18 protein-coding genes are annotated in these 22,028 nt (G+C 57.1%); 14 read left to right on the top strand and 4 right to left on the bottom strand.

Features of this window, described 5'->3' with window-relative positions:
* Positions 1–110 precede the first annotated feature (110 nt).
* Complete coding sequence (locus tag AC2FI7_RS13340) at positions 111–863, top strand: nuclear transport factor 2 family protein (RefSeq protein ID WP_010441028.1); 753 nt, start codon at positions 111–113, stop codon at positions 861–863.
* A 7-nt stretch (positions 864–870) separates the two neighbouring features.
* Here the strand turns inward: AC2FI7_RS13340 and AC2FI7_RS13335 are convergent, their stop codons facing one another.
* Complete coding sequence (locus tag AC2FI7_RS13335) at positions 871–1,770, bottom strand: LysR substrate-binding domain-containing protein (protein WP_010441030.1); 900 nt, start codon at positions 1,768–1,770, stop codon at positions 871–873.
* Between the two features lie 191 nt (positions 1,771–1,961).
* On the opposite strand from AC2FI7_RS13335, the gene AC2FI7_RS13330 reads away from it, so the two are divergent.
* From AC2FI7_RS13330 to AC2FI7_RS13320, 3 genes are read left to right on the top strand one after another with little or no spacing between them, the layout of a single operon-like run.
* Complete coding sequence (locus AC2FI7_RS13330) at positions 1,962–4,154, top strand: dehydrogenase E1 component subunit alpha/beta (RefSeq protein ID WP_029621896.1); 2,193 nt, start codon at positions 1,962–1,964, stop codon at positions 4,152–4,154.
* Positions 4,151–5,185, top strand: coding sequence for an acyl carrier protein (locus AC2FI7_RS13325; protein ID WP_010441033.1), 1,035 nt, complete (start codon positions 4,151–4,153; stop codon positions 5,183–5,185). Before AC2FI7_RS13330 ends, AC2FI7_RS13325 begins: the two co-directional genes overlap by 4 nt.
* 41 nt (positions 5,186–5,226) lie before the next feature.
* Entirely contained in the window at positions 5,227–6,498 is a 1,272-nt protein-coding gene (locus tag AC2FI7_RS13320) for an NAD(P)/FAD-dependent oxidoreductase (protein ID WP_496816178.1), read from the top strand.
* 3 nt (positions 6,499–6,501) lie between these two features.
* On the opposite strand, the gene AC2FI7_RS13315 is transcribed toward AC2FI7_RS13320, so the two are convergent.
* The gene (locus AC2FI7_RS13315; protein ID WP_010441038.1) at positions 6,502–7,203 is read right to left on the bottom strand and encodes an SDR family oxidoreductase; all 702 of its coding nucleotides are present in this window, start codon (positions 7,201–7,203) and stop codon (positions 6,502–6,504) included.
* Positions 7,204–7,306: 103 nt separating this feature from the next.
* Here AC2FI7_RS13315 and AC2FI7_RS13310 point away from each other — a divergent pair, with 103 nt between their 5' ends.
* Complete coding sequence (locus AC2FI7_RS13310) at positions 7,307–8,158, top strand: LysR substrate-binding domain-containing protein (RefSeq protein WP_010441039.1); 852 nt, start codon at positions 7,307–7,309, stop codon at positions 8,156–8,158.
* Here AC2FI7_RS13310 and AC2FI7_RS13305 read toward each other — a convergent pair.
* Complete coding sequence (locus AC2FI7_RS13305) at positions 8,149–9,051, bottom strand: LysR family transcriptional regulator (RefSeq protein ID WP_010441041.1); 903 nt, start codon at positions 9,049–9,051, stop codon at positions 8,149–8,151. The two genes, AC2FI7_RS13310 and AC2FI7_RS13305, sit on opposite strands and share 10 nt — an antisense overlap.
* 77 nt (positions 9,052–9,128) lie before the next feature.
* Between AC2FI7_RS13305 and AC2FI7_RS13300 the strand changes: the two genes are divergently transcribed.
* From AC2FI7_RS13300 to AC2FI7_RS13280, 5 genes are all read left to right on the top strand, one after another.
* Positions 9,129–12,341 (top strand): reductive dehalogenase, encoded by a 3,213-nt coding sequence (locus AC2FI7_RS13300; RefSeq protein WP_496816177.1) that lies wholly within the window; start codon positions 9,129–9,131, stop codon positions 12,339–12,341.
* 127 nt (positions 12,342–12,468) lie between these two features.
* On the top strand, positions 12,469–13,335 hold the full coding sequence (locus tag AC2FI7_RS13295; protein ID WP_010441045.1) for an FAD binding domain-containing protein: 867 nt from the start codon (positions 12,469–12,471) through the stop codon (positions 13,333–13,335).
* Positions 13,332–13,811 carry a (2Fe-2S)-binding protein gene (locus AC2FI7_RS13290; protein ID WP_010441047.1) on the top strand — a complete coding sequence of 160 codons (480 nt, stop codon included), beginning with the start codon at positions 13,332–13,334 and terminating at the stop codon, positions 13,809–13,811. The genes AC2FI7_RS13295 and AC2FI7_RS13290 overlap by 4 nt, the downstream gene beginning before the upstream one ends.
* On the top strand, positions 13,811–16,063 hold the full coding sequence (locus AC2FI7_RS13285) for a xanthine dehydrogenase family protein molybdopterin-binding subunit (RefSeq protein ID WP_010441049.1): 2,253 nt from the start codon (positions 13,811–13,813) through the stop codon (positions 16,061–16,063). The genes AC2FI7_RS13290 and AC2FI7_RS13285 overlap by 1 nt, the downstream gene beginning before the upstream one ends.
* Positions 16,060–16,305 (top strand): MoaD/ThiS family protein, encoded by a 246-nt coding sequence (locus AC2FI7_RS13280; protein WP_010441051.1) that lies wholly within the window; start codon positions 16,060–16,062, stop codon positions 16,303–16,305. The genes AC2FI7_RS13285 and AC2FI7_RS13280 overlap by 4 nt, the downstream gene beginning before the upstream one ends.
* Before the next feature lie 11 nt (positions 16,306–16,316).
* Here AC2FI7_RS13280 and AC2FI7_RS13275 read toward each other — a convergent pair whose 3' ends face one another.
* The gene (locus AC2FI7_RS13275) at positions 16,317–17,195 is read right to left on the bottom strand and encodes a LysR family transcriptional regulator (RefSeq protein WP_010441053.1); all 879 of its coding nucleotides are present in this window, start codon (positions 17,193–17,195) and stop codon (positions 16,317–16,319) included.
* A 100-nt stretch (positions 17,196–17,295) separates the two neighbouring features.
* Between AC2FI7_RS13275 and AC2FI7_RS13270 the strand changes: the two genes are divergently transcribed.
* The 4 genes from AC2FI7_RS13270 to AC2FI7_RS13255 are packed head-to-tail and all read left to right on the top strand — an operon-like array spanning position 17,296 to position 22,023.
* Positions 17,296–18,738, top strand: coding sequence for an aldehyde dehydrogenase family protein (locus AC2FI7_RS13270; RefSeq protein ID WP_010441054.1), 1,443 nt, complete (start codon positions 17,296–17,298; stop codon positions 18,736–18,738).
* The gene (locus tag AC2FI7_RS13265; RefSeq protein WP_010441056.1) at positions 18,738–19,715 is read left to right on the top strand and encodes a membrane dipeptidase; all 978 of its coding nucleotides are present in this window, start codon (positions 18,738–18,740) and stop codon (positions 19,713–19,715) included. Before AC2FI7_RS13270 ends, AC2FI7_RS13265 begins: the two co-directional genes overlap by 1 nt.
* Positions 19,712–21,397 carry a hypothetical protein gene (locus AC2FI7_RS13260; protein ID WP_496816176.1) on the top strand — a complete coding sequence of 562 codons (1,686 nt, stop codon included), beginning with the start codon at positions 19,712–19,714 and terminating at the stop codon, positions 21,395–21,397. The genes AC2FI7_RS13265 and AC2FI7_RS13260 overlap by 4 nt, the downstream gene beginning before the upstream one ends.
* Positions 21,394–22,023, top strand: a complete 630-nt coding sequence (locus tag AC2FI7_RS13255) for a DUF3726 domain-containing protein (protein ID WP_010441060.1) — start codon at positions 21,394–21,396, stop codon at positions 22,021–22,023. Before AC2FI7_RS13260 ends, AC2FI7_RS13255 begins: the two co-directional genes overlap by 4 nt.
* Positions 22,024–22,028: the final 5 nt, after the last annotated feature.

The raw sequence follows: 22,028 nt of genomic DNA, 5'->3' as shown, positions 1-22,028 counted from the left end.
AGGACGCAAGGCCGGAGGCCGCGTAGGTTTGCGGCACTGATTGCCATTGAAGCACTGAATTCTGCCTGCCATTGTGATTGAGGGATATTCTGTCCGAGAGGAACCTCGATATGGTTGCGTCTAACAAAGATCGCATATGCGCCCTGCTCAAGAGTATTGAGACGGGCGATCCGGGCCCGATTTCAGTGGTGAACGAAGCGCGGTATATCCAGCACAATCCACAAACTCATGAAGGCAGTGAGGGCCTGGCGGCGTTGTTCAAGCGGCTGTCTGATACCTCTCCATGCGTGAACATTGTGCGCGCGTTTGAAGATGGAGACTTTGTCTTTGCGCATACCGAATATGATTTCTCGCGCCGAAACATTGGATTTGAAGTATTCCGCTTTGAAGACGGGCAAGCGGTCGAGCATTGGGATAATATTCAGAAACGACTGGGTCCAAATGACTCGGGGCGAAGTATGGTGGATGGCCCCACAGAAAGCCGGGACATCGAGAATACAGAAAAGAACCGGACGCTTGTCCGTTCTTTCGTCGAAAATGCCCTGATCGCAGGAGACCCAGATCAGATAGGAGCTTTTGTTAACACAACTGCCTTTGTGGAACACAGCCCGGGTTTCTCAGACGAGTTAACAGCGTTGCGCGCCGCATTGTCCGACATAGAGGCCATAAACTATCAGCATCTTCACCGGGTTCTGGCGGAAGGCGATTTTGTTTTGACCGTTTGTGAGGGCGAGCGAGCAGGCAAGCATAGCTCTTTCTATGATCTGTTCCGCGTATCTGTTGGCAAGATCACTGAACATTGGGATACGGTTGAGACGATTGCACCGCGCAGCGAATGGAAGAATGACAACGGCAAATTCTAAGGGAGTTCTAAAGGCTGGTATCAGGCTCCAATTGTTCACTGATCCAGCCTTGGAAAGATCGCAGCGGCTCGGGGGTAGACCGGTCATTCGGCCATACGAGATAATAGCTGCCAAGACTCACATACGGACCGTCCCACGCCTTAACAAGTCTCCCTGAGCGCAGATCATCCTGAACCAGATATGAAGGCACCAAAGCTACGCCTAATCCGTGGATCGTGGCTTGGATCATGGTCGAGAACTGATCGAACATCATACCTCGCAGACCGGTGACTGATTGGCCCTGCATCTCGAACCAGCGCTCCCAGGCGTCTGGTCGGGAATCCAGGTGCAACAGCGGCGCGGCGCAGAGGGTATCCAAGGTGTCGAAATTGACGTTGGTAAGTGCAGGGGCACAAACGGGCAGGACCTCTTCCCTCATGATCGGCAGATACTGAACACCCGTCCAATCCTGCTGACCAAAATGGATCGCTGCATCAAACGGTTCAGAGGCAAAATCAAATGGCCTGAGGCGGGTACCCAGATTGACTGTGACCTCAGGATGGCGGCGGGCAAAATCCTGCAGGCGCGGTGCAAGCCAGTGCATCCCGAACGCGGGAAGGATCGACAGGTCAAGCGACCCGCCAGCCGGGTTGGCTTTGAGCTTCAATGCCGCACGCGCCAGTTCCTGCACTGCAGACCTTGCGGTTTGGACATAAACTTTGGCGGCGGGCGTGAGGTGCAGACGCATTTGGCTGCGCTCGATCAGTTGTACGCCCAACTGGTCTTCCATTGTCTTCAGTTGGCGACTGATTGCGCTTTGGGTCAGGGACAGTTCAGCAGCCGCAGCCGAAGCGCTGCCCAACCTGTCAACAGCCTCGAGCGCGAGCAGAGATGAGATGGAGGGAAGAAACCGCCTGGGCGTAATCATATGACTTATCCTCATACCTTCTGAATGCAATAGCACTGGTTTTTTCCAGCCACCAGAGCGATGAAAGCTGGAACGCATCGCCAATTGTGATCTTGAAACGAGCGCCCGGGCGCGGGAAAATCGAGAGGCTGGGCGAACCCGCGCCGAGATCGGTCAACGCCGATGATACAGACCAAACAAAAGCGAGAACCATGGACCGCGCCCAGATCGTACATGAGAATTTTCTGACCCGCGTTGCAGATCGCGATTTTCCCGACGGCGTGCCGCCGCGCTCCGGGTTGAGCGATGCAGATGCGGTTTCGCTGTTCCGGTCACAGGTTCTGAGCCGTGCATTGGACAGGACCAGCCGAGCGATGCAAAAGGCTGGGCAGGGGTTCTATACGATTGGCTCGTCCGGGCATGAGGGGATGGCAGCCGTTGCGCATGCCCTGCGCCCGACCGATATTGCGTTCCTCCATTATCGGGACGCGGCCTTCCAGATCGCGCGGGCGGAACAGGTACCGGGTCAACAGATCACATGGGACATGCTGCTCAGCTTTGCGTGCTCAAGTGATGACCCGATCTCGGGCGGACGGCATAAAGTTCTGGGGTCAAAAGCACTGATGATCCCGCCACAAACCTCGACCATCGCCAGCCATTTACCCAAAGCTGTCGGTGCGGCTTATGCGCTGGGGGCTGCGCGCCGAAACACGCCTGAACATCGCGTGTTGCCGGAAGACGGAATTGCAATGTGTTCTTTCGGGGATGCTTCGGCCAATCACTCGACGGCTCAGGGGGCGATCAACACTGCAGGGTGGACAAGCGTGCAGTCGACGCCGCTGCCCTTGCTGTTCGTGTGCGAAGACAATGGAATCGGGATTTCCGTCAAAACGCCCAAAGGCTGGATTCAGGCGTCGATGGAGCACCGTCCGGGGATCAGGTATTTTCAGGCAAACGGGTTGGATATCTATGAAACTCAAGCCGTCGCAAAAAAGGCTGCCGACTATGTCCGCAGGCGTCGAAAACCAGCTTTCCTGCATTTGAAAACAGTTCGCCTGTATGGCCACGCAGGTGCGGATGTGCCGACAACTTATCTGCCAAAGTCTGAAGTTGAAGCAGATGAGGCAAACGACCCGCTATTGCACACCGTACGGCTGCTGGATCAGGCAGGTGCGTTGTCGCCTGACCAAGCGCTGAGCATCTACCGCGACACTTGCGCAAGAACCGATCGCGTGGCGACCGAGGTCGCCAGACGTCCGCATCTGGCGAATGCGGCCGAGGTTATGGCAAGCCTGATCCCGCCCAAGCGTCCCTGCAAGCCGACAAATGGCCCGAGTGCCAAAGCGCGGACTGATACTTTTGGTGGCGACATGCGTGCGATGGATGAGCCCCAGCCAATGAGTCGGCTGATCAACTGGGCGCTGACTGATCTGATGCTGACACATGGTGAGATCGTGTGTATGGGTGAAGATGTAGGACGCAAAGGTGGCGTTTATGGCGTAACGCAAAAGCTGCAGCAGCGTTTTGGCCCGGATCGAGTGATTGATACACTTCTGGACGAGCAATCTATTTTGGGGCTCGCTATCGGCATGGGTCATAACGGCTTCGTGCCGATCCCCGAAGTCCAGTTTCTGGCCTATCTGCACAATGCCGAGGATCAGATCAGGGGTGAGGCGGCAACTTTGCCGTTCTTCTCGAATGGACAATTCACTAATCCGATGGTCCTGCGGATCGCTGGTCTGGGGTATCAGAAGGGATTCGGCGGGCATTTTCACAACGACAATTCTCTGGCCGTTTTGCGCGACATACCGGGGGTGATCATCGCCTGCCCCTCTACTGGTACGGATGCGGCAAAAATGCTGCGCGAGTGCGTGCGGTTGGCGCGAGAGGAGCAACGGGTTGTGGTGTTTCTTGAACCGATCGCGCTCTATCCCATGCGCGATCTGCACGGGGCGCAGGATGGAGGGTGGATGACCACATATCCGTCACCGGATCAAAAGATCGCGCTGGGCGAGGTTGGCATACATGGTGACGGCACAGATTTGGCGATCGTGACCTACGGCAATGGGCACTATCTTTCGAGACAGGCTTTGCCCGAGCTTGAAGCGGCAGGGCTGAAAACCCGGATCATTGATATGCGCTGGCTGGCTCCGCTACCGACTGACGCCTTGCGCGAGACCACCAACACATGCGCGCATGTGTTGATCGTTGACGAATGCCGCCGCACCGGCAGCCAGTCTGAGGCGTTGATGACTTTCTTCGCGGAAGACAGCCCCGCAATACCAACTGCTCGTGTTGTGGCCGAGGATTGCTTTATAGCGACCGGACCGGCCTATGCTGCTCCACTCCCCTCGAAAGACGGAATTGTTGACGCTGCTTTGGCGCTGACCGGAGGAAAATCATGACCCGCACTGCTGTTGTGATCTGTCCTGGTCGGGGTACTTATAACAAGCCTGAATTGGGCTACCTGCATCAATATCATGCGGATCGGATGAGCCAATTTCACAGTTTCGATGAGATCCGTGCTGAAGCGGGGCAGGAGACGGTTACGGCGCTGGATGGTGCTGGCCGTTTCAGCGTTGGAAAATATTCGCGTGGCGATGTGGCCTCACCCTTGATCTATGCGGCGTCATTGGCGGATGCGCAGGCACTTGCCAAGGATATTGAGGTAGTCGCCGTCACCGGCAATTCGATGGGATGGTACATCGCGCTGGCCGTCGCTGGTGCATTGACCCCAGAGAACGGCTTTCGTGTGGTCAATGCGATGGGTACGCTAATGCAAAAGCAACTGATCGGTGGCCAATTGGTGTACCCGTTCGTCGACGAAGAGTGGTCGAATGATGTTGCACGCAAATCAGCGTTGTTAGACGCGGTTGCACGGATCAACACATTGAAAGACCATACTCTGGCGCTTTCGATTGATCTGGGCGGGATGCTGGTACTTGCAGGGAATGAGGCAGGACTAAATGCGTTTGAAACCGCCAATCCCGTTGTGCAGGATAGGTTTCCTTTGCGACTGGCGAACCACGCTGCCTTCCACACCGCGCTACAGGCACCAGTCGCGGCGGAAGGTCGGGCGCTACTGGGCGCTGATCTGTTTGGCCAACCCGAGCGCCCGATGATTGACGGCCGCGGCAAAATCTGGTGGCCAGGAGCGACAGATACCGGGGCACTGTGGGAGTATACACTTGGCCATCAGGTGACCGAGACCTATGATTTCACCCATGCCATCCAGACGGCGGCGCGCGAGTTCGCTCCGGACCTCTTTATTGTGACAGGCCCCGGTGCAACGCTAGGCGGTGCCGTCGCGCAATCTCTGACTTTGGGGAATTGGCGCGGTATGACGGACAAGATGTCGTTCCAGTCGCTGCAGGAAGCTGACCCGTTTCTGATTGCCATGGGGCGGGCCGATCAACGCGCCCTTGCAACTGGCTAGATCCGGCCTGATGATCGACGAAAATTTGGCGAGGCTTGGGAATGCCTGACTATGATCAATCGTTATGGCGGCAGACCTGCGGCGAGAGTATCAAAACGCAAAAACTCTCCGGTGACGTAACCGTAGACATTGCAGTTATAGGAGGCGGGTACACGGGGTGCTCTGCCGCCTTGACCGCAGCAAAGGCTGGGGCTTCGGTTTGCCTACTCGAAGCACATGAGATTGGGCATGGCGGCTCGGGTCGAAATGTCGGGTTGGTCAATGCAGGGCTCTGGCTGCCGCCTGATCAAATTCGATCGCACTTGGGGCAGGTGCCAGGTAATCGTCTGATCGATCTGCTGGCGAATGCACCATCTGAAGTCTTTGGGTTGATTGATGCGCATGAGATCGCCTGCGAGCCGGTGAGGCATGGCACGTTACATTGTGCCCATTCGGCCAAGGGCTTTGAGGATTTGCATACACGCCATAGCCAGTTGAGCGTTTCTGGGGCGCCGGTCGAGCTACTTGATGCAAACACCTCACGCAAGCGCACAGGTAGCCCCGCTGTCCATGGCGCATTGTTCGACCCCCGTGCTGGCACAATTCAACCGCTGGCCTTTGTAGTCGGCCTGGCACGCGCTGCGCAGGATGCGGGGGCGCTGATCTATACCGATAGCCCAATCCAATCCCTGCGACAGGAGGCGGGGATGTGGGTTTTGCACGGAGAAAACGGCACCGTGCGTGCCAAATCGATCATTCAGGCGACCAACGCCTATCATCAAGGCATCGCCGATACCGCGCCCGCCTACGTACCTGTGTACTATTTCCAATACGCCACTGCTCCGCTGTCACATAACCTACGAGCCAGCATACTGCCCGAGGGTGAAGGGTGTTGGGATACAGGGCTGATCATGGCATCGTTCCGGCTGGATCAGGAGGGACGATTTATCATTGGCGGAATGGGTGATCTGAACAGCGTCGGAGGCTTTGCGCACAAAGCTTGGGTCAGTCGCAAGTTGGTGGTGCTCTATCCGCAACTGGCGGATCAACCGCTGGTCGAAGGTTGGCACGGACGCATTGCGATGACTTCAGACCACATTCCCAAGATCATTCAGATTGGTCCGAATGCGCTTGCCGCGCATGGGTTCTCGGGGCGTGGGATCGGACCGGGCACGGTGTTCGGTCGCTTGATGGCCGAAAGCCTGCTTAACGATGATCCGTCGCTGCTGCCTGTGCCGCCGATAACGGAGTACTGTGAGAGCTGGACGGGTCTACGCCGTGCTTTTTTCGAAACCGGAGCTGCCCTGACGCACCTCGTCAAAACCCGATTTTGAAGTTTAGACAGACCGGGTAATGCCGCCGTCCACACGGATATTCTGGCCGGTGATATATCCGCCACCCTCGGAGGCCAGCAGCGAGACGACCGAGGCGATCTCATCATAGCTGCGCCCATATCGGCCCATCGGAATGCGTGCGCGGAATTCTTCCTTCTCGGGAAGGCTGTCGATGAACCCCGGCAAGACGTTGTTCATGCGGATATTGTCGGTGGCATATTTGTCCGAGAACAGTTTTGCAAAGGCTGCCAGCCCCGCGCGGAATACGCCCGAAGTCGGAAACACCGGGTCAGGTTCGAAGGCGGCAAAGGTCGAGATGTTGATGATCGATCCACCACCCTGCGCCTGCATGATAGGGGTAACCAGACGTGTGGGCCGCACCACGTTCATGAAATAGACATCCATACCAGTGTGCCAGTCCTCATCCGTAAGCTCGAGCACCGGTGCGCGTGGGCCATGACCAGCCGAGTTGACCAGTACATCGATGCGCCCCCAATTGGTCATCGCCGCATCCACAAGTTTTTGCAGGTCATCATTTGACTGGTTCGAACCCGTAATACCGACGCCGCCCAATTCATGCGCCAGCGTCTCACCCTTACCCGAAGAGGATAGGATGCCAACCTTGAACCCGTCCGCCGCCAACCGGCGCGCGCTATCCGCGCCCATACCGCTGCCGCCTGCAGTGATCAATGCAACTTTTTCCATCTTCGCGCCCCTCTGCGATAACTGATGTGAAGATGACTGACCTGCATGAATTTGACCAATCAGTTCTATTGCGCGATAGCAGTAGAAAATCTACAGTCTAAGAATGCCTGCTCTTCCACCTCTCAACGCGATGCGCGCCTTCGAGGCCTCGGCGCGTCACTTGAACTTTCGCCTTGCAGCGGAAGAAATTGGGGTCACTCAAGGGGCCGTTGCTCAGCAAGTGCGTGGACTTGAGGCGCGATTGGGGACTGCTCTGTTTGAACGCCTTCCGCGCGGGTTGCGGCTAACCGAAGCGGGACGCAGGTTCCAAGCGCCACTACGTCGGGCGTTTCGTCTGATCGAAGATGCCTTCGATGACCTATCCAATAATAGGCAGATCGCAATATCGGTCACGCCCAGTTTTGCATCTAAATGGCTGGTGCCGCGTTTGAATGATTTTCTGACCAGCTATCCCGATATTTCAGTTCAGGTTGATGCACGCGAGCGGTTGGCGGATTTCAGATCGGATGGGATCGACATCGCAGTACGTCAAAGCCGTTCGCCGATTGCGCAGGACCTGAATGCCATACCGCTATTCTCGACCGAGTTCGTTGTTGTCAGCTCTCCAGAATTGGCATCACAAATCTCCAGCCCAGATGATCTGATGGAGTACGTTCTACTCAGCGATTCCCACGGACTTTGGCCTCTGTATCTGGAACGTGCAGGGGTAGAAGGGAAACCCCGGACGATAAGCTTCAGTCAGACAAGCCTGGCGATTGACGCCGCAATCTCAGGTCAGGGGTTTGCGCTGGCCAATGCCCCGCTTGTGTCGGATGAACTGGCCTCGGGGCGCCTATCGCAACCATTATCCGAGGTGCTGGTTGATGATCTGAGCTTTTTTATCGTCACCCCTAAGAAGCCACGTCAACCAGAATTAGTAGGACACATGCGCGACTGGCTTCTATCTCAGGTCTGAAGATTGGCGGCAATGCTCTCGATCCGTGTGCGTAACCAGCGATGCGCGGGATCGTTGGTCGAGCGCTGGTGCCAGACCATGTAGATCGACACTGGGTCACACTCAAATGGTAAGGGCGCACAGTCCAGTGTCGCCAGCGGGCCGCGTTGTATCAAAGCTGTATCGGTCGAGATCAGGTCGCTGCCTTTCACGAAGGGCGGGATTGCGTTGAAATGCGGCAAGGTAACAACGGGTGGTCTGATCTGGCTTTGGTCCACGCCACGCATTACGGCACGGGCATTTCGTCCGTCGGCGAAACGCACCTCGACATGATCGCTATCGCAATATGCCTGCCAGTCCTTGGGCGGGTCGTGGTGGGCGGCATCGTAGAAAATCATTAGCGGGCTGGTGATCAGCCGTTTCTGAAAGATATCCGGCCCATCTGGCGGCAATGGGGTCAGCATCAACTGGCACCGGTCACTGCGTAGTAGGTCCGGGTCCGGAACCCCCGAAGGGATGAATTCCAGCCGCAGCCGGACGCCTTCGTCGCGTGTTTCCCGCAGCAGTTCGGGAAAGATCAGCTCGCGCGGCATATCATTGGTGGCGATCTGGATGTCCATCTGTTCAGACACAGGATCAAATGGACGGCCGACGGTCAGGGCGCGCATTTTGTCGAGCACCTGTTGCACCGGCTCTTTAAGGGCAAGCGCGCGCTCGGTCGGGGTTAGTCCTTGCCCGGATCGAACGAACAGCGGATCACCAAGCACCTGCCGCAACTTTCCCAACGTATGGCTGATGGCCGATTGCGTCACCCCCAACCGGTCGGCCGCCTTCGAGACTGAACTTTCTTCGAGTATCGTCAAAAATACCCGCAAGACTTTGCCATCAAGATCGGTGAAATCAATTTTGTTCATACCATATATGACTATTCATGAATGGATTTGGTGTCCATGCCCGGATAGGGGGAAAGGCAGCAAGCAGGAGGCACGCGATGGGGATCCGCTTTTTCTCGGACAAGAACCGACCCGTTCATATGGGCTCGTACCCATTGGAACGGCTGGCACGGCAAAACCGGATGCCTGACCTGTCACAAGTCTCACCAATGCGCGCGCTCAGCTATCACCGTTCTGATCGGCCCGAAAGCATCGTCAATGCAATGGGAGAATTCCAGGCAATGCTGGATGCGATCCGGGACGGTTTCGTGAATCCAGTCGCGTCTGAAATTCCAGCCGATCCCGTTGATCGCGCCAACCACCTGAAAGCGTTCGGTTATTTTAACGACGCGTCGATGATGGGCTGCGGACCTCTACTGCCGGATGCAATGTTGGCCGAACCCCGGCGCAACCCGGATATCGATCGCTTGGCCCATGCCCTTCGAACCCGCCAGACCAAAACGCTGGCCTCGGGTATCGATGTGATCATGGCTGATCTGAAAGAAAGTATGGAGGCCGAACCCAAGCCCATCGACAGCCATCGCCATGCACTTGTGTTTCTTTACGAATTCAACCGTGATCCTGACCCTGCTGAGCCGGGGGCCGAATGGATCGCGGAGGCGCAGGATCATCGCGCCTGCCTCTTGGCTACCGAAAATGCCGTTGTGATAGCCAACTACATTCGTTTGTTGGGTTTTGATGCGCGGGCACACTCGGCAATGTCATCCGAGGTTGATCTGGGCAAACTCGCCGTGGCCGCAGGCCTGGCTTCACTGGAGGACGGTGAAGTCGTAGTGCCGTGGCTTGGCAAACGCTTTGGTCTGACAGCGGTAACCACCGAAATGGAATTTGCTCATGACCTCCCGCTTTGCCCCATGGCGGAACAACCCTGGTTCCGAACCCAGGGTCCAGCGTGGTGGTTGGGTACCGGCTTTGCGAAGAATGCCATGAACCGTGATCCGTATGCTAAGCGTCGATATGTCGATGGTGCCCATCCGTTCGAAAACCTCAAACGCGTGGATAACCCCACCACATATATCGACGAAGAGAATGTTGCCCGCGTGCCCAAACGGGCGGATATGTTCGCACGAGCACAGTTCGGCGACATGGGCAAAAACCTGCAGGACGCAGCCAAGGGCGGCTATTATGTCCGCAAAGCGGCCCCAAGCTTTGCCCAACGCCGTGCGCTGGGCGCGTTTGTTCTGCTGCAGGATGGCGACAGCGCCAAGGTCGAAGGACCTACAGATGCCGACCGAAATGCCGCGAATATCAAGGCTGCGACTTACTTCCTTGGGGTCGACGCGGTCGGTCTCAGCCGGTGTCCCGAATGGAGCTGGTATTCCCACGACGCCACTGGCGAAGAGATAAACCCGCCACATGATCAGGCGATCAGCATGATCATTGACCAGGGTTACGAGACGATGGAAGGTGCCAGCGGTGATGACTGGATCAGCGTGGCCCAGTCGATGCGCGCATATCTGCGGTTTTCGCTTTTGGGCGGCGTAATTGCGCAGCAAATCCGCAACCTCGGCTACAAAGCCAAGGCCCATACGGTGATGGATGGAGAGGTGCTGCAGCCCCCTCTGTTGCTACTGTCGGGAATGGGCGAGGTCAGTCGGATCGGAGAAGTTATTCTGAACCCATATCTCGGCCCCCGATTGAAATCGGGTGTCGTGACAACCGACATGCCGATGACGCATGACAAGCCGATCGATTTTGGCCTGCAGACTTTTTGTGAGAACTGCAACAAATGCGCGCGTGAGTGCCCATCGGGTGCGATCACCGCCGGGCCGAAGCTGATGTTCAATGGCTACGAAATCTGGAAGTCCGATAGCCAGAAATGCGCGACCTACCGGGTCACCACTCCGGGCGGCGCCATGTGTGGGCGTTGCATGAAAACCTGCCCCTGGAACCTGGAAGGCATATTCAAGGAACGCCCTTTCCGATGGGCCGCGATGAATATCCCTCAGGCCGCGACTGCCTTGGCAAAACTGGATGACGCCGTCGGCAATGGTGGTCTGAATGACACCAAGAAATGGTGGTGGGATATCGAGCTGGAAGCTGACGGTGCCTATCGCCCAACGCAACATCCCCTGAACCGGCGCGATCTGCAAAAGGACCTCGACCTGAAGTACGAGGATCAGACGCTTGCGGTGTATCCGGCCTACCTTGCGCCGCATCCGTGGCCCTATCCGTTTGCGATGGACCGCGAGGCCGGGATCGCAGCGTATGAAGCGATGCTGACTGCCGATGAATACAAAGCCCGCAAGGCTGCGGGCGATATGTCGGTCATTCATCGTTATCAGATCGCAGGCGATGCTCCGGTCATGAGGGTGGAGCTGACTAAGGTCGACAAGATGACCGCGGATGTCACGAAGTATGAATTCTCGACGCTCAATGGTGCCCCACTGCCCGAATGGACCGCTGGTGCGCATCTGGACGTGCTGGTCGCACCTGAATTTTTGCGGCAATACTCTATGTCCGGTGACCCGTCAGATTGCTCGATCTATCAGATCGGCGTTCTGCGTGAAGACGAGGGGCGGGGTGGATCAGCCCTATTGCATCGGATTTTCAATGAAGGTCGTAAGGTTTTCATTTCCAAACCGATCAACCACTTTGAGCTGAAAGAAGATGCATCAAAAACCTTCCTGATGGGGGGCGGCATCGGGATTACTCCGATGATTGCCTTCGCGCATCGATTGCATGCGTTAGGCAGGCCATTTGAACTGCACTACTCCGCCAGCACGCGCGCCGGGGCGGGATATCTGGACGACTTGGCCACGATGCCCTGGGCGGATCACGTCCACTATCATTTCTCAGATGAGGGCACGCGTGCCGACCTAGATGCGATCCTTGGCGGTTATCAGGAGGGTTGGCATGTCTATACCTGCGGTCCGGATCGTTTCATGGATGGCGTCATGCAAGCCGCCGAAGCGCAGGGTTTCCCAGAAGAAGCACGGCATCTGGAGTATTTTTCGGTCCCCGAACAGCCGGAGTATGAGAACTACGAATTCACCCTTAGGTTGGCCAAATCGGGTCGGGAACTGAGTGTACCTGCAGACAAAGATGCTGCTCAGGTCCTGAATGAATCGGGAATACACGTTGATGTGAAATGCTCTGATGGCATCTGTGGTGTCTGCAAATGCGGAGTGATTTCGGGCGAAATCGAACATCGTGATTTTGTGTTGTCGAACAAACAACGAGAAGGGGCGATCATTCTTTGCCAAAGCCGCGCAGCGGAAAAAGACGGTGTGATCGAAATCGATCTCTGAGCGCAGTCTGAATGCGACATATTTAGATCAAAAAATAGGTCGTACAGGCCATGGACGAACTGGGGTCGCTGCACTAACGTCCCCGCAAAACCCAGTGAACCCTGATCAACAGGTGCGAGGTACTTTCATGGACTATCACAGCCCTGCCAGTTTTGCCGAAGCGTCGGCGCTGGCACAAAATGCAACGGGCATCACGCGGTTTCTGGCGGGGGGCACCGACGTTCTGGTGCAACTGCGCTCGGAACTGGTGACACCGGATACGCTGATCGATATCAAGAAAATCAACGGCGTACATGACATCACCCGTAATTCCGATGGCAGTTGGACATTGGGTGTAGCCGCAACCGGCGCAGAGATGAGCGAGCACCCTGAGCTTGGCCATGACTGGCCCGGTGTGGTCGAGGCAATGGACCTGATCGGATCGACTCAGGTACAGGGGCGCGCAACGTTGACCGGTAACCTTTGCAATGGCTCTCCGGCGGCTGATTCCGTTCCCGCCATGGTCGCGGCAGGTGTAACGGTCACAGTCACTGGCCCAGAGGGTGCACGGGACGTGGCGGTTGAAAACATCCCGACCGGTCCCGGTAAAACTTCACTGGCTAAGGGTGAGGTAATCTCGTCTGTCAACATTCCGGCGCGTGGCGAAAACGGTGGGGATGCCTATCTGCGGTTCATCCCGCGTACCGAAATGGATATCGCCGTGGTCGGAGTGGGTGTAAACCTGCGACTGGACGGCGACATCATCACCGAGGCGCGCGTATCACTTGGGGCTGTCGCGCCGACCGTTCTTCTGGTCGAAGAAGCAGCCCGCGCGATCATTGGCACCACTTTGGATGACGCCGCGCTCGATGCCCTCACCGCTGCCGCATCGGCCGCGTGCAACCCAATTGATGACAAACGTGGCACCATCGCGTTTCGGACCGAAGTTGCCGGAGTTCTTGCCAAGCGTACCGCCAAGATCGCCTATGCCCGCGCCAAGGGAGAGCAAGCATGAGTAAGCTGCACGTAACGACCACCGTAAATGGTGATGAAGTTGAATATCTTTGCGATCCGCGTGAAACGCTGCTGGATTGTTTGCGCGACAAGCTGAACTTGACCGGCGCGAAAGAAGGCTGCGGCACCGGTGATTGCGGCGCTTGCTCTGTGACCGTCGATGGTCGTCTGGTGTGTTCGTGCCTGATGCTGGGCGTCGAGGCTGAGGGCAAGCAGATCGAAACCGTTGAAGGGATCGCAGATGGCTATGTCCTTCATCCGTTGCAGAAGAAGTTCATTGAATATGCCGCCCTGCAGTGCGGTGTTTGCACGCCGGGCATATTGGTTGCGGCCAAATCCCTGTTGGAAAAGAACCCGGATCCAACCGAGGAAGAGGCGCGCTATTGGCTGGCCGGCAATCTGTGCCGCTGTACCGGTTATGACAAGATCATCCGCGCCGTGATGGATACGGCCGCTGAGTTGCGGGAGGCATCGTAATGGCACTCGACCATCGTAAGTCCATCTTCAACTTTGTGGGCACGCGCCCCGACCGCCCTGATGGGCTCGACAAAGTGACAGGTCGTGCCAGGTTCGGGGCTGATGCCTACGCGCCGGGTATGTTGCATGGTGCAATCCTGCGCTCACCCCACGCCCATGCGCGGATCGTCAGGATCGACACCTCAAAGGCCGAGGCGCTCAAGGATGTCAAGGCTATCGTCACTCGTGCAGATTTTGCCGTACTCCCGTTCAAGCCGGGTCTGGAAGGCGAGTTCTGGAATGTCCTGGAAAACGTCATGGCGGGCGAGAAGGCGCTGTATGACGGCCATGCGATTGCTGCGGTTGCCGCGACTTCAGCGTTGGCTGCACGTGATGCGCTGAAACTGATCGAGGTGGAATATGAAGTGTTGCCTCATGTCACCGATGTAGACAACGCGATGGCTGCGGATGCACCGGTGATCCGCGAAGGCGCGGCCGACTATTCGGTGCCTGAAGGCATGCATCCAAATGTCGTACGCTATCATGAAAGCGGTCACGGAGATGTAGAGGCCGGGTTCGCCGAGGCTGATCTGGTCATCGAAGACAGCTTTGTGACCGAGGCGACTCATCAGGGCTATATCGAGCCTCATGCCTGTCTTGCGTCGTTGGGCATGGATGGTAAGGGAGAACTTTGGTGCACCACTCAGGGTCATTGGTACGCCCAGAAATACTGTGCCACATTGCTGGGCATCGAAACCGCGCAGTTGCGCGTGACAGCTTCCGAAATCGGAGGAGGTTTCGGCGGCAAGACCACTGTGTTCATCGAACCGGTGGCCTTGGCGTTAAGCCGCAAAGCCAACCGCCCGGTCAAGCTGGTGATGAACCGATCCGAGGTATTCCGGTCCACCGGCCCCACTTCATCCGCGTCGATGGATATTAAGATAGGGATGAAGAAAGACGGCACGATCACAGCGGCCCAAGGTATTTTTCGTCTGCAGGGCGGCGCGTTTCCCGGTGCACCCGGCGATTTGACTGCGATGTGTGCTTTTGCGCCCTATGACCTGACCAACGTGCGGCAGGTGGGGTATGACGTAATAGCTAATCGCCCCAAACAGGCCGCCTATCGCGCGCCGGGCGCACCTATGGGCGCGTTTGCGGTTGAATCTGTGCTGGATGAGCTGTGCAATCAGCTGGGTCTCGACCCTGTGGATGTGCGCCTAAAGAACGCGGCGGCTGAAGGTTCAAAAGCCAGCTATGGACCCACATATGAGCGCATCGGCCTTGTCGAAACACTTGAAGCAGCCAAGGCGCATCCGCATTATTCGGCACCGCTGAAACCAGGGCAGGGGCGCGGAATTTCCTGTGGCTTCTGGTTCAACCACGGTGGCGAGACCTCTGTTTCGTTGGCCTTGTCCGAGGATGGCTCGGCGCAAGTTATGGTTGGAACGCCTGACATTGGCGGTTCGCGTGCATCAATGGCCCTGATGGCGGCCGAGGTTCTGGGTATTCCCTATGAAAACATTCGGGTGACCGTCGCGGACACTGCTTCGCTTGGTTACAATGATGTCTCTCACGGCAGCCGCGTAACCTATGCCAGTGGTCTGGCGACGATCAAAGCCGCAAACCACGCGGTTGAGAAACTGTGCGAACGCGCAGCAGCCAAATGGGGCATTCCGGTTGATGCGGTGAAATGGGAGGATGGTTGCGCAGTACCGTCGGGCCCGAATGCGGGCGATTTCGACCCGCTGCCGTTGGCTGACATCACCGCAGATATGGGCGCGACCGGAGGTCCGATCTCAGGTCATTTCGAAGCCACCCCGGAAGGCGCGGGTGTGTCCTTTGGCACTCATATTGTGGATGCCGAGGTGGATTCGGAAACCGGCAAAACAAGCATCGTCCGCTACACGGTCATTCAGGATGCCGGCAAGGCGATCCACCCGACCTATGTGGAAGGCCAATATCAAGGCGGCGCCGCGCAGGGCATCGGCTGGGCGCTGAACGAGGAATATATCTATGGCGAGGATGGTCGATTGCAGAACTCGATCTTCCTTGACTACCGCATCCCGGTCGCAAGCGATTTGCCGATGATTGATACGGTGATTGTCGAAGTGCCCAACCCCGGCCATCCCTTTGGCGTGCGCGGCGTGGGTGAAACCGGGATCGTGCCGCCTCTGGCCGCCATCGCCAACGCGGTATCCAACGCAGCTGGTGTGCGGATGAAGCAACTGCCGATGTCACCGCCGCGCATTCTGGCGGCGCTTAAGGAAAAATGATCCAGGTTCACCTCTGGTCCAGCCTCCGGTCTCTGACCGGAGGCCAGCAGGTGGTCGAAGTTGAGGCGGCTACCACGGGGGAGTTGTTGAAAGAACTGGTGCGCCATCATCCCCGATTACAGGCCCCAATTGACGCGGGCGTATCGGTTGCGGTTGACGGTCGCATCATCGCGACGGGTCTGTCCGAGCCGATCCCGGAAGGTGCCGAAGTTTATCTGATGCAGCGCCTGCGCGGAGGCTGAATTTGGGAATCCTATTTCTTGGCGAAATCGCATGACAATATGAAAGTGCTGCACTGTTCGGTCAGGTTCTGAAACCGCGACCGTTCGCGGACATACAGATAAACCTGCCTCTTGTCGTCAAGATCCACGATAGGGCGGAAAGCGACCGCCTCTGGCAGGAATTCCGCCACGGTTTGGGGCAAAACAGTGATCCAATTACCGGATCGAACCAGAGTGATCAGTGAATGTGTATTGTGGATTGTGATCGCGGCATTTTCGGTGGCTGACAGGAACGCTGGCGATTGAATGAGATCGCAAAGCCTATTTCGCACAAATGGCGCGGTTGGGATATCAGCGATGCTCAGCGGTTTTGCACTTGTGATCAGGTCATGATCTGAGGCGGCGACAAGTCCAAATGGATCCTGAAATAGTGGAAGAGCGCGAACACCATTCAATGGATGATATCCCGATGCAATGCCGATATCGGCCTGATCTTGCGCAATCGCGTCGAGCACCTGTTGCGTATCCGAGTCACGCAGTTCGATCTTAACACCTGGGAACTGGCTGGTCATGTATTCCAGCAGAGGTGGAAATATCAACGCCCCGACCGAAGGGACGGATACGATCCGGATCAGACCCTGTTGAGCCTGTGCCGCCGCATCGATGTTCTGGACTGCCTGGTCAAATTGGCGAATCTGCTTCAGGGCAAGTTCGAACACCTGCTCACCCAGCGCCGATAGCTGGTTTTTTCGCTCGCCTTCAAACAGTTTCTTACCCAGATGGTCCTCGAGCTGTTTTAGCGTCATTGAGATGGCTGATTGCGTTCGGCCAAGGCGATCGGCTGCCTCGACCAGATTGCCGGTCTGCGCGACGGTGCAAAAGCATCGCAACATTTCGATTTTGATGGCCAACCTTCAGCTTCCTTGAAGTTTGTTTAAGTTATTTGAGTTTGACTGATGCGCCCCCGAAAATCCATCCTGTGACAAACGAATTCTGACTCTGGGGCGCATTGTGACCAAACTGAACCTAATCGCTGGCGAATGGCTGGCAGGCGAAAGCGAAATTGAAAACCGGAACCCTTCTGATCTGACCGATCTGGTCGGCATGTTCGCGCAGGCCAGCGGCGACCAGCTCGAGGCGACACTGGATCAGGCACGCGTGGCGCAGGCGGAATGGGCCGCCTACGGGCTGGAGCGCAAGCAAGCAGTTCTTAACGCAATCGGCAATGAATTGATGGCGCGCGCTGAGGAACTGGGCACGCTGCTCAGCCGGGAAGAGGGAAAGCCACTGGCCGAAGGCAAGGGCGAAGTTTATCGCGCCGGTCAGTTCTTCACCTACTACGCTGCAGAATGTCTGCGTCAGATCGGTGAGAACGCAGATTCTGTGCGCCCTGATATCGAGGTGGATGTGCGTCGCGAAGCCGTTGGCGTTGTTGCGATCATCAGCCCGTGGAACTTCCCAACTGCGACGGCCTCGTGGAAGATCGCACCGGCGCTGTGCTATGGCAACGCTGTCGTCTGGAAGCCTGCCAACATCACCCCGGCCTCGGCAGTGGCCTTGACCGAGATCATCGAGCGTCAGGATATTCCCAAAGGATTGTTCAGCCTCGTTATGGGGTCAGGGCGCTCAATTGGGCAGCGTCTTGTTGAAAGCCCCAAGGTCAATGCAATCTCGTTCACCGGATCGGTCCCGGTGGGCAAGGGCATCGCCGCAGCGGCCATACAGAATCTGACGAAGGTTCAGATGGAAATGGGGTCCAAGAACGCACTGGCGGTCATGGATGATGCCGATCTGGATCTGGCGGTTTCGCTGGCATTGGGCGGCGCGTTTGGTGGCACCGGTCAGAAATGCACAGCCTCGTCGCGGCTGGTGGTTCACGCGGGCATTCACGATGCATTTGTCGAGAAACTGGTTGCAGGCGCGCAGGCGATGAAGGTCGGCCATGCACTAGAAGAGGGCGTTCAGATGGGCCCCGTCGTCAGCCAACAACAACTGGGCGAGAACCTCGCCTATGTTGATCTGGGCAAATCCGAAGGCGCGGAACTGGCCTGCGGTGGTCAGCGTCTTGAGATGCCGCACGATGGCTTCTACATGTCGCCGGGCGTGTTCCTGAACACCAATAATGACATGCGTATCAACCGCGAGGAAATGTTCGCCCCTTTGACCAGCGTCATCAAGGTAGGCAGCTATGACGAGGCGCTGAGCGTGGTCAATGACACCAATTTCGGTCTGACTTCGGGCATCGTTACTAAATCTCTGGCACGTGCCACTCACTTCCGCCGCAATGCCCGCACGGGTGTTGTTACTGTCAACCTGCCCACCGCAGGTACTGACTACCATGTTCCCTTCGGCGGGCGGGGTGATAGTTCTTACGGTCCGCGTGAACAGGGCAAGGCAGCGGCGGAGTTCTACACCACCGTCAAAACCGCCTATATCAGCGCAGGCCCTGTCTGATGCTGATCGATGGCCTGCAATATGCAAACTGGTCGGAGAAGATCTTCCGGCAACTGCGTGAAGGAGGCGTGGACGCGATCCACGTCACCATCGCCTACCATGAGAATTTCCGCGAAACCGTTCTGAACTTTGAAAAGTGGAACCGTTGGTTCGAACAATACCCAGACCTGATCATGAAAGGCCGCTGGGCCAGCGACATCGACACTGCGCGCGAAACCGGGCGGTCGGCTGTGTTCTTCGGATTTCAGAACCCATCTCCGATCGAAGATGATATCGGTCTGGTTGAAATCCTGCACGATCTGGGCGCGCGCTTCATGCAGCTGACCTATAACAACCAGTCGCTGCTGGCGACCGGTTGTTATGAGGCCGAAGACACCGGTATCACCCGCATGGGCAAGCAGGTCATCAAAGAGATGAACCGCGTGGGGTTGGTGGTTGATATGAGCCATTCGGCGGATCGGTCGACTATCGAGGCCGCCGAACTTTCCGAGCGCCCCATCGCGATCACCCACGCAAACCCCCATGAATGGTCTCCAGCGCTTCGCAACAAGCGGGATGACGTGATCCGGGCGGTGACGGAAAAAGGTGGGATGCTAGGCTTTTCGGTCTATCCTCATCATCTGAAAGACAAGTCCGACTGCACGTTGGAAAGCTTTTGCGAAATGATCGCCCGCGCGGCTGACAAGTACGGGGCGCAGCATCTGGGGGTTGGTACGGACCTGTGTCAGGACCAACCCGATAGCGTGGTCGAATGGATGCGGGTTGGGCGCTGGACAAAAGAGATCGACTATGGCGAAGGCTCGGCTTCTAACGCCGGGTTCCCGCCGATGCCAAACTGGTTCCGCGACAATCGGGATTTTGGCAATATCGAATCTGGATTGCGTGCCGTTGGCATGAATGCCGAGGAAGTCGCCGGAATCATGGGCGGCAACTGGTATCGGTTCTTTGCAGAAAACTTTGGACCTTATGAACCATGAATACCGTGAACCCAACAATCGAACGCCGCGATACCGCCACGGTGATGCGCCTTTCGCGTCTGGGCTCGCTTCATCAATGTCGGCTCAGTTTTATGCGCCAGCTCACCCGTCGCATGGCGGCCGAGCAGTGGGTTTTTAGCCGCCCCGTATTCGATATCGATGACAACGGGGTCGGCCACGCGGTCTATTCCGCACAAGGACCCGATCGCACCTATTCACTGGTCGCATTCGCCCATGACCTGCCGCCCGAGCAACGCTCGGACCGTGTGATCGCCGAGGCCTGGGATGCCACCTTCACCTTGTTTGATGGTGTTCCCACCAAGGACGATATCCAACGTTTGTCTCGGAACGTACCACTGCAAGAGGCCGGGCGTGTCAGTGAAAATGAATTGTCGCTGTCGCGTGCCAACCGTTCTGTTCGGTTGTGGGCTCATGTGGTCGACCAGTTGGCTGCGGGCCAGCAACCAGATCTCGCGCAGATCTACAAGGTTGGCTATCTGATGCGCACAACTGCGGTTTACGGATCGGGCAAGTTCGGCGCGGCGGATCGGGAAAAGATCGCAGACCGCCCCGAGGTCAGCGGCCCGTTTCAGGCCGAGATGCTGTCAGTATATCTGACGCGAATATTCGTCCGTGATCTGGTGCAGCATATGGCAAATGCAAAGGGTGGTACGCAGACCGCGCAGCTTGATCCCGATATCGCTCGTTGGCTGGGGATCGGCAACTCGACCGGATTGGGCATGGCGCCTTTCATCGTCAATCACCCGATCCTGTTCAACAACTGGATCATGGTCCGTGAAGAGGCCATCGCACGCGTTCGGTCCCTTGATGCCGCCACAGACGCCCAAGTTGCCATGTTCCGCGAGATTTTCGAGCGCAGTAAATTGTCGATCTCGTGGTGGCGGTCCGAGCACCCGATCCAGATTGAAAAACTCGCCGCACTGAATGCCGATCTGGGCGCGATAGCCGCGCATCTCGATCAGACCGATCTGACGGAAAATCAGCCCTGGGATCGCCTGATCCTGTGGTCCCGGACCGCGCTTAGCGAAGAAGGGCAAGAGTTGCTGGCTTCTTTGATCCTTGAACCATATGGCGAGTTGGTGGACGGGCTGGCCAGCTGCATGGCGGATGGCAATAGCGCGGCCTTTACAATTGACGGCGCGATGCCAGTCGCACAGGTGCGCGACCTGATCCGCTCCAGTTTTGGCTGGGCGCTCGATCTTGACTGGTCGGCGCCTGAACACTGCGCGCGTGCCTGGTATGTGTCGGAAGAAAAGCTTGAGCCTCGTTTGGGGGAACGGTTTGAAGAACCGATAGAGGAGTATGAGCAACCGCTTGCTCCGGCACGTGATTCTGCGCTTGCCGATAAGGCTTTGGCGGACTGGTTGGGCGAAAGTCCGATCGCCGAATTCCTGCTGCGCCACCCTGAACACCGCCACACCGTACGTCGTGCGCAGATGAGCCGACTGGCACCATATGGCGAAATCAGCGACAATACGATCAGTGCGGAGGTCCTGCCGATTGACATGTTGCGCGCCAAATTGTCGTTTTTTGGTGCCACGCATTTCGACCCGCGCTCGGATCGTTGGGTGCGTATTTGCATGTATTCGGGGGCACCTTACCCCGAGGAACTGAGTCCGGAGAACGCGGATTTGTGGGTGTATCCGGAGCGCGCCCAATGAGTTTTTCCCTTAATGAAATCGAAGCCACGGCCAAGCGTGCAACGCGGGGTGCGGGCTATGCCTGGGGCATCTCTGAAGAGGCCGCAAAAGCGACGCGATGGCTCTGTGCGCAGGGGCTGGATGGAACGGTCGAATTGTCGCGCGTGCTGGAAGGCGAGTTTGCCGGGTCACTGGAAGATCATGTTCCCGCAGGGCTGGACGGAGACTGGGTTGGTCGTAAAGACCTATGCCCACTGATGGTCGGTGCTCTGCTTTCCGACTGTGCGCACATGCTGTTGGCAGGCCCGATCCGGATCAGACAGGTTTCTTCGCCAATGATGATACTGCCATTTGCGGCCTATGCTGCGCGCATGCACAACACGGTGGTTTCAGTCACGGCGGGCGATTTCAAGGCTTTGACGGATGGTGCGAGATTGATGCCGAGAAACGACTGCCCGGTTCGCGCGGATCATGTCGAGGTTGCATTTAGCGACCTACTGATCGAGCCGTGTTCACGACAGACGCGTGCAACGCCTGATCCGGCGGCATGGACAATACTGAACCGTTTTGCCCATCTTACCTATGCTCCTGCGACTGAAGAATCCCGTTTGCTCGGCGCAGGGGCTGGGCTTTCTGACAATGACTGAAAAGA

This window comes from Ruegeria sp. YTSA064 (genome assembly GCF_059610325.1).
This window is presented reverse-complemented; position numbering and strand designations above follow the sequence as displayed.

Bases quoted from the DNA above. Each gene is read 5' to 3' on its own strand.
- AC2FI7_RS13340 (WP_010441028.1), top strand. From the start codon at position 111: ATGGTTGCGTCTAACAAAGATCGCATATGCGCCCTGCTCAAGAGTATT.
- AC2FI7_RS13335 (WP_010441030.1), bottom strand. From the start codon at position 1,770: ATGATTACGCCCAGGCGGTTTCTTCCCTCCATCTCATCTCTGCTCGCG.
- AC2FI7_RS13330 (WP_029621896.1), top strand. From the start codon at position 1,962: ATGGACCGCGCCCAGATCGTACATGAGAATTTTCTGACCCGCGTTGCA.
- AC2FI7_RS13325 (WP_010441033.1), top strand. From the start codon at position 4,151: ATGACCCGCACTGCTGTTGTGATCTGTCCTGGTCGGGGTACTTATAAC.
- AC2FI7_RS13320 (WP_496816178.1), top strand. From the start codon at position 5,227: ATGCCTGACTATGATCAATCGTTATGGCGGCAGACCTGCGGCGAGAGT.
- AC2FI7_RS13315 (WP_010441038.1), bottom strand. From the start codon at position 7,203: ATGGAAAAAGTTGCATTGATCACTGCAGGCGGCAGCGGTATGGGCGCG.
- AC2FI7_RS13310 (WP_010441039.1), top strand. From the start codon at position 7,307: ATGCCTGCTCTTCCACCTCTCAACGCGATGCGCGCCTTCGAGGCCTCG.
- AC2FI7_RS13305 (WP_010441041.1), bottom strand. From the start codon at position 9,051: ATGAACAAAATTGATTTCACCGATCTTGATGGCAAAGTCTTGCGGGTA.
- AC2FI7_RS13300 (WP_496816177.1), top strand. From the start codon at position 9,129: ATGGGGATCCGCTTTTTCTCGGACAAGAACCGACCCGTTCATATGGGC.
- AC2FI7_RS13295 (WP_010441045.1), top strand. From the start codon at position 12,469: ATGGACTATCACAGCCCTGCCAGTTTTGCCGAAGCGTCGGCGCTGGCA.
- AC2FI7_RS13290 (WP_010441047.1), top strand. From the start codon at position 13,332: ATGAGTAAGCTGCACGTAACGACCACCGTAAATGGTGATGAAGTTGAA.
- AC2FI7_RS13285 (WP_010441049.1), top strand. From the start codon at position 13,811: ATGGCACTCGACCATCGTAAGTCCATCTTCAACTTTGTGGGCACGCGC.
- AC2FI7_RS13280 (WP_010441051.1), top strand. From the start codon at position 16,060: ATGATCCAGGTTCACCTCTGGTCCAGCCTCCGGTCTCTGACCGGAGGC.
- AC2FI7_RS13265 (WP_010441056.1), top strand. From the start codon at position 18,738: ATGCTGATCGATGGCCTGCAATATGCAAACTGGTCGGAGAAGATCTTC.
- AC2FI7_RS13260 (WP_496816176.1), top strand. From the start codon at position 19,712: ATGAATACCGTGAACCCAACAATCGAACGCCGCGATACCGCCACGGTG.
- AC2FI7_RS13255 (WP_010441060.1), top strand. From the start codon at position 21,394: ATGAGTTTTTCCCTTAATGAAATCGAAGCCACGGCCAAGCGTGCAACG.